At 43.1% G+C, this 13,435-nt stretch carries 8 protein-coding genes; 7 read left to right on the forward strand and 1 reads right to left on the reverse strand.

Annotated elements, in window-relative coordinates:
- Window positions 1-498 precede the first annotated feature (498 nt).
- The gene (locus tag L3V43_RS16535) at window positions 499-2,880 is read left to right on the forward strand and encodes a TonB-dependent receptor (RefSeq protein ID WP_237116988.1); all 2,382 of its coding nucleotides are present in this window, start codon (window positions 499-501) and stop codon (window positions 2,878-2,880) included.
- Between the two features lie 362 nt (window positions 2,881-3,242).
- Here L3V43_RS16535 and dgt read toward each other — a convergent pair whose 3' ends face one another.
- Window positions 3,243-4,766, reverse strand: coding sequence for a dGTPase (dgt, locus tag L3V43_RS16540; protein WP_237116987.1), 1,524 nt, complete (start codon window positions 4,764-4,766; stop codon window positions 3,243-3,245).
- Between the two features lie 614 nt (window positions 4,767-5,380).
- Here dgt and L3V43_RS16545 point away from each other — a divergent pair.
- The 6 genes from L3V43_RS16545 to L3V43_RS16570 all read left to right on the forward strand — a co-directional run bounded on the left by L3V43_RS16545 (window position 5,381) and on the right by L3V43_RS16570 (window position 13,389).
- On the forward strand, window positions 5,381-5,983 hold the full coding sequence (locus tag L3V43_RS16545; protein WP_237116986.1) for a class I SAM-dependent methyltransferase: 603 nt from the start codon (window positions 5,381-5,383) through the stop codon (window positions 5,981-5,983).
- Between the two features lie 4 nt (window positions 5,984-5,987).
- Entirely contained in the window at window positions 5,988-8,981 is a 2,994-nt protein-coding gene (locus tag L3V43_RS16550; RefSeq protein WP_237116985.1) for a DEAD/DEAH box helicase family protein, read from the forward strand.
- Window positions 8,982-9,170: 189 nt separating this feature from the next.
- Window positions 9,171-9,941, forward strand: coding sequence for a hypothetical protein (locus tag L3V43_RS16555; RefSeq protein ID WP_237116984.1), 771 nt, complete (start codon window positions 9,171-9,173; stop codon window positions 9,939-9,941).
- A gap of 24 nt (window positions 9,942-9,965) precedes the next feature.
- On the forward strand, window positions 9,966-10,319 hold the full coding sequence (locus tag L3V43_RS16560; protein WP_237116983.1) for a hypothetical protein: 354 nt from the start codon (window positions 9,966-9,968) through the stop codon (window positions 10,317-10,319).
- 127 nt (window positions 10,320-10,446) lie between these two features.
- The gene (locus L3V43_RS16565) at window positions 10,447-11,586 is read left to right on the forward strand and encodes a DUF1570 domain-containing protein (RefSeq protein WP_237116982.1); all 1,140 of its coding nucleotides are present in this window, start codon (window positions 10,447-10,449) and stop codon (window positions 11,584-11,586) included.
- A gap of 561 nt (window positions 11,587-12,147) precedes the next feature.
- Complete coding sequence (locus L3V43_RS16570) at window positions 12,148-13,389, forward strand: UPF0149 family protein (protein WP_237116981.1); 1,242 nt, start codon at window positions 12,148-12,150, stop codon at window positions 13,387-13,389.
- Window positions 13,390-13,435 lie beyond the last annotated feature (46 nt).

Consider the following 13,435-nt stretch of genomic DNA (forward strand, 5'->3'; position numbering starts at 1 on the left):
AAGCGGCTCCCACCAAGGGGTTGAGTATTTTGTATGAACGGGTTCACCCCGTGAGCTTTTCTCTAATAATCGCCGCATAAAGCGCCTCCCACGAAGGGCTTGAATATGTGGTAGGAGAGGATTTACTCCGCGATTTTGTCTCTAATTATCGCTGCGTAAAGCGGCTCCCACCAAGGGTTTAAGTATGTTGTAGGAACGGATTTACTCCGCGCTCTTTTCTCTAATAATCGCCGCGTAAAGCGCTTCCTACCAAGGGTTTGAGTATATTGTAGGAACGGATTTACTCCGCGATCTTTTCTCTAAAAATCGCCGCTTTACGCGGCGATCTCTTCATAAGCAGAAAAAAGAAAAATCAAAAAGCCTATAACGCCCCTTAAATATGATTTAAATCAAAAATGCAAATGAGATTAATTATCAATGTTTTTGACTTTTGTTCAGTTTCCATTTAGAGTACGCGCCAAAATTTACTTTAATGCAATAAATTTTGGGATATTAACAATGACAAACACGCCTTTTAAACGTGGTGTACTTTCTGCTTTGGTGCTTTCAGCCCTTAGTCCAGTTGCTTTTGCTGATTCGGTAAAAGCGCAGCCAGACATGGAGCGCATCGTGGTAACAGCGACTGGCTTTGAGCAAAAAATACCAGAAGCACCAGCGAGTATTTCAGTGATCACCGCTGAAGACATTCAAGCTCAGTCCTATACGACTTTACTTGATGCCGTGAAGTACCAAGAAGGCGTGGACATTGGCACAACTCGAGATAAAACCGGGCAAGGCAGCGTGAGTATGCGCGGTTTAACAGGTGAATATACGCTGCTACTTATTGATGGTAAGCGTCAAAACAACCACGGTGATATCTACCCAAATAACTTTGGTGGTAACGCGTTTAACCATATTCCACCTAAAAGTGCCATTGAGCGTATTGAAGTCATTAGGGGGCCAGCTTCTACACTTTACGGCGCAGATGCGATGGGCGGCGTAATCAACATTATTACTAAAAAGTCAGTTGATGAATGGACTGGCAGCATTGATTTTGGCCGAAGCTTGCAAACAAACGACCAGTTTGGTGATGACATTACCACTGACTTCAGTATCTATGGACCTTTGGTTAAAGGTTTACTCAACTTTTCTGCTCGCGGTAGCATTTATGAGCGTCAAGCTTCAAACCCTGAGTTTTCACCTGCAATCGATCCAAATGGTGAGCTGCATCATCGTGAACTTGGCTTTGGACGCGGTGGCAAAACAGTAGACAACACTAACACCCAATTGGGTGCAACCTTTGTATTCACGCCAAACGACAACCACACAGTTACTTTTGATTATGATATCTCGAATCAAGAGTACGATAATACACCAAACTACGACGTTAAGTCGGGCAAAATTACCTATCCGCTTGGCACTAAAGACAACATCGAATCAATCTGGCAAACACGCCGTGGCAAGGTAAATCCGCGCGCAGGTTATGCGGCGGATCAAGAATTCGACAGAAGCTGGTGGTCACTAACGCACCAAGGTACCTTTGGTGATATTGAATCTTTTGTGTCATTGGCGTTTGTTGATACCGATAACAATGGCCGTACTATGCCGCTTTCTGTTGCTGAGCGTAAATTACTACAAGCCATGTATGATGGCAGTGGCAAATATGCCGATATGGAAGAAGCTGAGCGTAAAGCGCTTGCTGAAAGCACATTCTTACCACGTCCAAAGCGTACACTGAACAGTAACCAATATACACTAGACGCGCGAGTGGATATTCCAGTTGACGATTTACTTGGCGATCACGTGTTTGTTGTGGGCGGCCAGTGGGTTGACGGTGAATTACAAGATGGCGTATTTGGTATGGAGTCGGGCGTTGATCAAGGCGTTCAGGAACACCAAATGTACTCGCTATTTGTAGAAGATAACTGGCACTTAAGCGACCCGCTAACAGTTACAGTGGGTGTCCGTCACGATAACCACGATGTATTTGGTAGCCAACTTTCTCCGCGTCTATACGGTGTATACGAGCTGTCTGATGATTGGACAGTAAAAGGCGGGATCAGCACTGGTTATAAAACGCCACAAACGACTGACTTATACAATGGTATTACCGGCTTTGGTGGTCAAGGTACGTCACCGTTTGCAGGTAACCCCGATCTTGAACCAGAAACCAGCGTAAACAACGAAGTTGCATTGTATTGGACACACCCAACAGAGAACCACAATTTTAATATCACTTACTTCTCAACGGAGTTTGACGATAAAATCGCCCGTGGTGACACCATCAAGAGCTGCTCTGCAACCAATGGTGCAAAACCATGCGTGAACTTGGGCGTATACGACGAGCTTGGTTACGATACTTATAGCCAAAAAATCAATATCGACAAAGTTGAGATCCAAGGTATTGAGCTTGCAGGCCGTTACCAGTTCACGGATGCGGTTTCACTTTACGCGAATTACACCTGGACAGACAGCGAGCAAAAGAGCGGCCCTCAAGAAGGTCAACCACTAACCAATACCGCTGAACACATGGCAAATGCCACGGTAAACTGGCAAGTAACAGACGAGTTCTCACTAACGCTAAATGCTGAAATGCGCTCTGATCGTTACCGTGGCTGGGACAACAACCTAGACAAAGCCATGTACTACAAAAACTACAACCTACTGCACTTAGGTGCTAAATACACCTTTAACGACAATGTTACTGTGTTTGCGCGTATCAATAACTTATTGGATGAAGACTTTACGTCTTATAGCACAGATTACAACGACTTAAACGGTGATGGTAAATACGAATACCTAAGCGGCCGTGGTGTGGTAAGTGAAGTCGTATTTAGCGACGACTACAACGTAAAAGACAAAGCCCGCAATATTTGGTTTGGTGTAAACGTGACGTTTTAATATTCATGTAAAGCATTACTAGATTACAAAGCTCAAAGGAGGTGCAATTTGCACCTCCTTCTTTATTGCCACTTGTGCAGGACGCAGCGATCATTTCTCTACTTTTACCTCACTCGTAGCAGCGGCTTTAAGCCACGACAGTCACCTGTTTTAACAGAATAAATCCGCTTGCTACCTTGCGTAGGAGCCGCTTCACGCGGCGATCTTTTCTCTACCTTTTTTACCTCACTCGTAGCAGCGGCTTTACGCCGCGATAGTCATCTGTTTTAACAGAATAAATCCGCTTGCTACCTTGTGTAGGAACCGCTTCACGCGGCGAGATTTTCAACAAAATCGCGCGCTCACTCTCTCAACCATTAACCTCAATCCAATGCGGTCAAGGCACGATAGGTATCATAAGCAAACTGATCAGTCATACCGCTAATAAAATCCTGAATAAGACGGCTGCGATAATAAAACTCAAAAATCGGCTCTGCTTGCTCAGCCTCACTAAGCTTCGCGACCGTCTCGCGGTATACCGCAATATACTTTTTGGAAATTCGATTAATCAATCGCGACTCTATCGCAAAGTCATGCTCGCCATTTAATGCTGCGTTAAATTCATCAGCGTCTAAGTCAAGCACTCGCTGATATTCATTCAATATGCTGCTGGTGATCTTGTAGCCTTGAAGCTCCAACTGTTCGACTTCTTTATTCGAGAATACCTTGTTGGCCGCCACCGTTTTCAACGATTTTACAATGGCATGAAGGTGGCTGTTATCCTCCAGTAACGAAGCGTTAAAACTCCCTTCGTAGATCGCTTCAATATTATCGATAAAACGCGTTTTGGCATGTTCTGCAAGCGGGTGCAACAACCCCACGCGGAGCCAAATAAAAAATTCATTATCAAAATTCGCCATATGCTTGCTGGCTTTGTCATTGGCATAGTGCAGCTTTTTACTCATAAGCTCTAAAAGCTTGTCATCGGTGATCCCAAATCCTGCTGCGATATTTTGATATTCCTCTATTAAACAGCCCGTTAACTCATCTACGCTAATAATGCCTTTTTCTACGGCGTCTTCCATATCAGCAAGGCAATAAGCAATATCGTCAGCCGCTTCCATGATATAAGTCACCGGGTGGCGATTACCCACTTGGATCTGCAATTTGTCGCACAGCTCACTGACAAAACCACTTTCACTAAAATAGTATCCTGCTTTCTTTTGCAGATAGGACTTATCAATGGCCACGGTTGATTTAGGTGTAGTCGCGCAGCGGGTATATTTCATCACAGTGGCACATTGTGAATAGGTAAGGTTAAGTCGAGAAAGCGTATGAATAACGCGAATGGCTTGGGCGTTACCCTCAAAACTACAAATATCGAGCAGTAACTCCATTTCTTGATTTAATACCGCCAGATCAGACGCTCTGCTCTCTTTTGAGCCATACCTAAGCGCCGCCCGAGCACTTTTTGCAAACTGTTGATGCTGACACAAATAGCGCTTAAACCAATCATTGATAGCGGCCTCGCCAAAGTGACCAAACGCAGGGTTACCAATATCGTGCATCAAACAGGCCATTTCAGACAGAGTAACCAAACACTCAGACAAATCCACCTGCTGGCCGTTTTTATCTTCATATTGCAGCAAATCTTGTCTACCTTGCTGCACCAGCGCATCAACAATTTTTTTAGCAATGTAACGGCCGTTTTGTTGCACCTCTAGCGAGTGCGTTAAGCGCGAACGCACAGCCGCATTACGCTCAAGCGGAAACACTTGGGTTTTTTGTTGCAGTCGTCTAAGCGCAGCACTGTTGATAATACGCCCACGGTCGCTCTCAAGGCTACTCGCCTCACTGCCACCGGTATTGTAAGAACGCTCGTTTGTTATTTTATTTTTGAAGTGCATGCCACTTTCCTGTTGAAACCCAAGCTACATTTCCAATGTAGGTGAATGTGGAAAAGTTGTAAACCGAATCGACACCTCGCATAGCCAGCCTACAAGCAAACCTTCATATAAGGTAAGGTAGCGCAGTATCTCTACACCGAACTAACAACAGGCAAAACACAAAAATACCAATCTAATCAGCAGGTCGATAAAAAGAGACAGTAATGTTTAGTAATAGTTTTCCGGCTTAATATTTGTTAAGTTAATTGGTTTTAATGTTGTTGATTTTTGTTTATGAATCTAATTTGTTGCTGTTTTGATTTTAAAAAGATCTAAACTTGACTTAAATCACTACAAAACTTACGGATTTTCGGGTTTAATACTCTCAGCATTCGTTTACATCTAATTTCAAATGAATATATACAGCGGTTAAGGATGAAGTAACCGCTCACGAACAGGATCTTTATGTGTTTGAGCGTTTATCTAACCATTTAGATTAGTAAGATCAGCTTTACTGTGGCATCACATTGGTAACGGACAGCAAATGTGAGTTAGCAGAGTTTCAATGGTGACATGGAAATTATACTTTTCGTCATTTACACTGCGCCACTAAATGAAGTTATGTTAGGTAAAAGATGTCCGAAATTACGCTCGCTTATTACAACCAACATGCAGATGAATTTGCAAACTCAACACTCAATGTGGACATGCAACCGCTTTATCAGGAGTTTCTTCCTGAATTACCAAAGCGTGATAAACGTCATATTCACATTTTAGACGCTGGTTGTGGCAGTGGCCGCGACGCTGTCGCGTTCAAACAACTTGGCTATGAAGTTAGCGCAATGGATGCGTGCGAAAAGCTAGTGAAGATTGCCGGCACACGACTAGGCCAACCAGTGAGACACCAATTCTTTGAAGAGATACAAGATATTGCTGCTTTTGATGGTATTTGGGCCTGCGCTAGTCTTTTACATGTGGCAGAGAAAGACCTGTCTAATGTTTTTGTGAAGTTACAAGACGCGCTTAAACCTCATGGTGTGTTGTATGTGTCGTTCAAATATGGTGCGGGTGAACGGGAGCACAATGGCCGCAAGTTTACAGATCTCAATGAAGACGGATTATCAAAAGTTATCACAATATGTCCAAATCTCAACATCATCAAGCAATGGGTGACGGAAGATAGAAGACCCAACCGCGATAACGAGCTTTGGTTAAATGCTCTGCTTAGGAAGAATTAATTAAGTGAGTAGCAATATCCAAGGAAGACAGCTCGCGCTTTGCACCAATAAGCAACTTTATATAGGGGGTGATGACCCCTTGTTACCTGCACTGCTCCACGCCATAGAACAAGCTGACGAGATTGAAATTACCGTTTCATTTATTCAGCGATCTGGTCTTGATTTACTTTTTGATGCTTTGTACGACGCTCTAGCAAACGGCACTACCTTAAAGCTACTTACGTCGGATTACCTAGACTTTACTTGCCCGTTCGCACTTAAAGAATTGATGACACTACAGACTTTAGGGGCTGATCTACGAGTATATGAAACTCGCGGAAATGAGAGTTTTCATATGAAGTCATACATTTTCACCAAAACCAAAGGTGAAGATGGTCAAATTTACGAGGGGAGTGCGTTTATTGGTTCAAACAATATAAGTGCAGTGGCACTAACTCAAGGGTTAGAATGGTGTTTTCGGCATGATTTCATAGCCAGTCACAGTGCTAATAACAAGGCAACGTTTTTGCAGTTTAAGGCTGCGTTTACCAGTTTATTTACTCATCCTCAAACAACATGTTTAAGCTACCCGTGGATACAGCACTATCAAAAACGTCGTAAGAAGCCACAGTTCAAAACTGTTAGTAAGGTCGATGACGACATAGATATTGAACCGATTGGCCCTAGACCTGAGCAGCAAGAAGCCCTAGAAAAACTGAATAACGCAAGAGCACAAAGCTATAAAAGAGGCTTAGTGGTATTAGCGACGGGAATGGGCAAAACGTGGCTTGCTGCTTTTGATGTTCAACAAGTAGGCGCTAAAAAAGTCCTATTTGTGGCACATAGAGAAGAAATCCTCAAGCAAGCGGCCAAGACCTTTACGCGACTAATTGATTGTACTGCAGGGTTTTATATCGGTAAGCATAAACAAAGTGATGCCGACTTTTTGTTTGCCTCTGTACAGAGCATTGGTAAAACAGAGAATTTGAGGCAGTTTACAGCTGATTACTTTGACTACATTATTGTTGATGAGTTTCACCACGCGAGTAGTAAATTATACCGAAATTTGCTGTCTTATTTTGAGCCGCAATTCTTACTTGGTTTAACAGCTACACCAGAGCGAACGGATCAAGCCGATATTTTAAGCCTATGTGACAATAACCTCGTCTATGAGCGGAATATGGTGCAGGGGATTGACGCCAAAACGCTCGCGCCGTTTCATTATTATGGTATTTGGGACGAAAGCGTTGACTATACCGCAATTCCTTGGCGTAACGGCAAGTTTGATCCAACCAGTCTAAACAATCAATTTGCGACAGAGCGCAGAGCAAAACATGCTTTACAGCACTGGAAACAGTTAGCGCAAACACGCACGCTGGCTTTTTGTATTTCGACCGCACACGCCGACTACATGGCAAACTACTTCAATAAAGCGGGAGTTAAAGCGGCCTCAGTACATGGAAAGTCAAGCATAAAACGTAGCGAAGCTCTCGCGCATTTAGCATCTGGAAAACTACAAATTATTTTTAGTGTTGACCTGTTTAATGAGGGCACTGATTTACCCTGTATCGACACTGTGATGATGTTGAGGCCCAGTGAATCAAAGGTTTTATTCTTACAACAATTAGGCCGTGGACTGAGAGCCCATCAACAGAAAACGCATTTGGTGGTATTAGATTTTATTGGTAACCACCACAGTTTTTTGAACAAGCCTTATGCACTTTTTGCTACACACTCGCCTAGAGACTTAGTTGCTAAGTTAAGTAAAGACAACCAAGTAGTCCAGCTACCCGAAGGATGTTTTGTAAATTACGACCTAGAAATTACTGACTTTTGGCGGCAACTCGCTAAAGAACAGCGAACCACGGCTCTTGATGATTATCAAAATTTAACAGAGCAACTAGGTCATGCGCCTGATGCTTGTGAGTTTTTCCATGAATATGGTGAGTTTAAGAAGGTAAAGGCTTATGGAAGTTGGTTTGAGCTCGTTGTAAAAGCAAAGAGCATTAGTAGTATTTCAGCTGAGTGGCTTGCGCCCTACAAGGTGTTTTTAAAAGAGGCTGTCGAAATGACCAGTATGACAAAATGCTTTAAAGCCATTTTGCTTGAAGCCTTTGTTCAACTCGATGGTATAGCTTACCCTCCCACATTAAGAGCGCTGGCAGATAAGAGTTATGATGTGCTATTGCACTACCCTCAGCTAAGCAAGCTAGACATATCAGAAAAGGACAGAAGCAAAAGCAAAGGCAGTAAAGTTTGGTTCAACTATTGGTTTGATAATCCGGTTAATGCCTATACAGAAGCAAAAAAGCCTGTGCATAAGCGAAAAGCACACCACTGGTTTTCAATTGAACAAGCACCAAATCAATCCATTGAAGAAGCACAGTTCAAACTAAACCTTGAAGTTAACACGCAAGATATTGAACAACTGACCGATTGTATATTGGAGTTAAGCCGCTATCGCCTTGCTAGATATCTTCATACCAAACGTGACAGGCTAGCCGAACTCGAAAGTACACAGACGGTGACAGATGATGCGATACCAAACCAACTTCAAAGCACAGATGTTGGGGAAAACGTAGTACAGCTGCCATATTTTCCTAACTTACAAATTGCTTGTGGTCACTTTAAAACAGGTGATAGTAGCGAAATGTCCTTCGTGCCTGCACCACCAGAGTGTGGGAAAGTCGACCCTGAAAAACACTTCTTAGCTCATGCTAGTGGCAATTCTATGAATGGTGGGAAATACCCGATCTTCGATGGGGATTTATTGTTACTAGAGCGGATCACATCGAACAATGCAGGATCAATTACAAATACCACTATCGCCATCGAGCGCTTTGACGCAGCTGGCGACGAACAATTTTTACTACGAGACGTAAGAAAACAGATTGATGCGCAAGGTGAAGTAACCTACTTACTAGTGGCAAGAAACCCAGAATATTCAGTGATGGAAGCCACCGATGAGTTTGTGACGTTTGCGCGGTTGAGGGAGGTGTTGAGACGCTCTGAGAACTAGCGCAGGGTAGGTATGAGCTGTCTGTGTCAAAGAGGATCTGGTATTGATTTAACAACCAGATAGGTTTCTCTATCCACATAACGGGTGATAGATTACAGCTTGAACTCTATGTAGATGGATTGTAAATTTATTTATCGATAAAAACTTTGATTGTATTTCAAAACTTTAGCAACTAGGACACGCAAACAAATGGATGGCTCAGCGTCACAACAACACAGCACAGTAAAAAAAGCGGCTTTATTTTCATTTAATAAATTGATTGCTTTTACCGTTTTTATAACCAGTATCGTCATTGGCGCATATGCAACTGATCTTGTTGAGATAGTGAAGGCCTACGTGCTTTATTCTGGTAGTAGCTTGATTCGCTTTATACCAATTTTGGTGCTTAGTGTGGTGATGATAAGTTATTTGTATTATCAATTTGAGCGAGCTGGACTAAGCACTTTTAGGAGATTCATAAAGTCAATTTCAACTGTGTTTGTATGTGTAGCATTTTTTTCAGCAGGGATGTTTCTAAAAGATCCTTGGATATCACTTTCCATGTTCAACGATGAATACGATGGCCCCGTCAAAACTTTTCAACACTACGCGGGGTTTGAAGTAAAGAAGGATAAATGTGAAAAGCGCGGTAAAAATCTTACTTGCTCCTTTTACGCTATTAATCTGCTTCCTCGTGATAATGCTTTTAGGATTAGAAATAAAAGTTATGCGATTGATCATAAAGATAGTCAAGCTAGATTACTTGCATACTATGTAGGCGAAAAGCGGTACGGTAGTTATAACTCTGATTACTTTACTGTGCCTGTAGGAAGTAAGCGAATGTTTAAAATGGAGTTTGAGCTCTCATCAGATGAAAAAATGGTATTTGCTCCGTACTTGTCAGTAGTGCTAGATGCAGAACATCATGAAGAAAAGCATCTCAACTTTAGATCCATGGATGTTGTGGACTATGTTCAGTAGTCTGTGGTTTTGCAAAGGTGAATTATGAACCAAGCCCCTAAATTTTTACTGTCTATCATAATCGTCATCATAACTTTTATCGTGTCAGCAACCTTGGCTGGGATGTTGGCGGAGTATGCGGGCTGGTGGAAGAAGCCGGTGATAGGCGGTGTAGCAGCGGCTTGTGTGGTGCTGTCGGGTTATTTGAGTGCGCCGGTGTATAAGCTGTATTCTGCGGCGGTATGGCTGTTGATTGGTGCAGTTGCAGCTTGGGTGATGTCGAGCGTGTTTATGTATGCTGAGGATGCCGACACCTCAGTGCCTTTGTATGTGACCTATGTAAGTGGTGTGTTTGCTTTGGCGCTTTGCTGGATTTGGCAGCGTCGAAAGGTTATGTGAGGAGTTGATTTTCTGGAATAAGGTGCAAGAGATCGCCGCGTAAAGCGGCTCCTAATTGCGGAAGTCTAACTTGGTTATTCTTACTATCAGGATATTTCAATAAAAAAATAGGATTGAGGGTCAAGGAATGAAGGACGCTTGGAGCGAGTGGAAGGAGGCTATTTTTAAGGCCTGTTTAGTTGTGTTTTCTGTGTTGTTGTTTCTCTTTTTTGATGGCCGTGAGTTTTGGTTTACTCAAATACAGCCTCAGCTAACCAATATGCTAAGCAACCAAAAAACTGAATTAAATAATGCGCCTGTGGTTGCAGAGCAAAAGTTCAAACAACCAAGTTCAGTTCAGTCACCAAAAGGGGATACCTATGACCATCAAACGAGTTTAAGAGAGTTTGGTCGTTGTGTTTCTCAGCAAGCCGAGGGAATCAAATACCGTGTTGAGAATGGGATATACACTTGGGTTGATGAGAGAGGCATTACGAATTACTCGGATAAAAAACCGAGTTTTGCGGCTAAGCATTATCAGCCAGAGCGTAATCGTGCTCTTGATTTCTTTGACCTCAATATCTCCGGTCCAAATATCACGGATCAGTTTAAAAACACCTTGAGCGCTAAACTGAATGCTGTATTTAGAGGGTATACCAGTATTGTTGGCTTGGATGCGATGCAAAAGGTGACGCTCAGGATCAAGGTGCTACCTAATCGGCGCGAATATGAGCGAGTGGTTAAATCTTATGGTGGCAATCCAAAGGGAAGTGTCGGTCTTTACTTGGGTAGATACAACCTTGCTTTGGTTGAGCAAAGAAATCATCATGCGACGATGCAAACCGCTGTTCATGAAGCGGTGCACGCTATTAATCAGGCTGTGATTGGATATACGCCGCGTTGGTTAAATGAGGGACTTGCAGGCTATTTTCAAACCGTAAAAGTGACGATGCAGGTCGGCACTGTTGCACCAAATCAAGCTAGATTACATCGCGGTTATATTACAGGGCGAGTGTTATCGCCTTATGAACTTATCAATGCAGAATCCAAGTGGAAGTCTTACGATTCTGAGCTGATGTATAAAAGTAGTTGGGCGACCATCCATTTTTTGATGTCTACCACGACTGGTAGACTGAGTTTGAAAAAGTTGATGCTGCAAGAGCAAACTGAGCGATGTCGTGCTTTGAGTAACCGTGAGTCACAAGCTCTGTTACGTGTGCATTATCCAAACATAGTTGATAGATTCGCCGCCTTTATACAGAGCCCTGTAGAGCCGCAAAGGTTGTGATCCTGAGTTTGACGCAAAGATCGCCGCGTAAAGCGGCTCCCCCCAACGGGGGGTAGTGTGGTGAATGAGGATTTATTCCTCGATGTTTTATGAAGAGATCGCCGCGTGAAGCGGCTCCTACCAGTGGGGGGCTAATGTGGTGGGAGTGGATTTATTCCGCGATGTTTTCTGTAAAGATCGCCGCGTAAAGCGGCTCCTATCAGTGGGGGGCTAGTATGGTGGGAGCGGATTTATTCCGCGATGTTTTCTGTAAAGATCGCCGCGTGAAGCGGCTCCTACCAGTGGGGAGCTAGTGTGGTGGGAGTAGATTTATTCCTCGATGTTTTATGAAGAGATCGCCGCGTGACGCGGCTCCTATCAGTGGTGGCTAGTGTGGTGGGAGCGGATTGGCTCCGCAATGTTTTATGTAGAGTTCGCTGCGTAAAGCGACCCCACCTGCGTGAAGTGGTTTTTACCAGTGGGATCTAGTATGGTAGGAGCGGATTTATTCCGCGATGTTTTTTGTAGAGTTCGCTGCGTAAAGCTGCCCCTACCTACCCAATTATTAAAGGAATGTTCTATATGACTCCAAGTGCGTTACGCAAAGCTGTTAATGCCTTTTCTAATGATACTCAGCATCAACCGGATTATTATTTTGTTGAAGGCTATTTGATTGGCAAAGTTGCCATTAATGATATTGCTGAAATACACGAGTGGTTGCCTGAGCTCTTTGGTGATTACACGGCTATTTACCGTGCTCAGTTAGAGGCCTTAATGGATTTGCATGAGCAGTGCGTTTCAAGCTTGGATGGAAAAACTTATAAGTTGCCAAAAGAGTGTGCGCTCTCTAAGCAGGACTTTGCAGCATCATTAGCAAAGGGGGCTCCATTACCGAGCTTTTGTCTTGGTCTGCTCAAAGCTTTGGAAAAAGTATCTTTTGAGAACTTGTCACTAGAGCAAAAAGGTGCGGTAAGTGAATTACAACAACAGCTCACCGGATTTACAAGCTTAGATGCAGCAAAGGCGGCATTTTCAAACGCTGAGCCTATGGTGTCTTTTGAGCGAGAGGCTCATGACGTAAAGCGTTATTTGGCAGGCGCGATTATGGAGTTAGGGGATACTTTAATTTGGGATCCTGAGTTAGACAACGAGCTCGGAGCGTTTGAATTTGAAGAAGGTTTTGATGAAGAACAAGAAGAAATAAGAAACTCACTGATTGAGAACTTACTCAAATTGACTCACATTGATTCAATCCCTTTACTTGACCAGTTTATTCATAATGAAGAACAAGACTTTATTACGCCTGATTATATTGAGGAAAATCAAGGTAATTTTTGGCTTATCCACGAAACCAGACCTTATATGTTTATTCGTTACCATAAAGCGTGGATTTACTTCTGGGCAGACAGAGTACAAGAGGCGGTTGATGAGTTAGACGTGCTGCTGCGACTTAATCCCAACGATAATCAGGCCTGTCGATACCTGTATGTGAACGGTTTAGTTATCTTGAAGCAGTGGGATAAACTACAAGCTTGCCTTGATGAGTATGAAGAAGAGAGTATTTTTATGCTATCTGCAGAGGCGTTGATGCGTTTTGCGCAGGATGGCGAGAGCAAAGCCTTAAGTGAGCTAAAAGCGACAATCAAAGGGTACAATAAGCACTTTATCAAGATGCTTACAGGTCAAGAAAAGACTAAGCAAAAAGAGATATATGGCTACACCTTGGGTTCAAAAGAAGAAGTCTTAAGTTATATAGATTTTGGTGGCAAAAAAGCCTGGTTAAGCGTTGAAGGAAGCCTGTTTTGGCTGCGTAAAAAAAGTTAATCGTACTTTGTTTCAGGCTTGCTGAGTGAGTCTATTTAGGAAAAGG

Source organism: Pseudoalteromonas sp. L23 (assembly GCF_021728455.1).
In the GTDB taxonomy this organism is placed as follows: Bacteria; Pseudomonadota; Gammaproteobacteria; order Enterobacterales; family Alteromonadaceae; genus Pseudoalteromonas.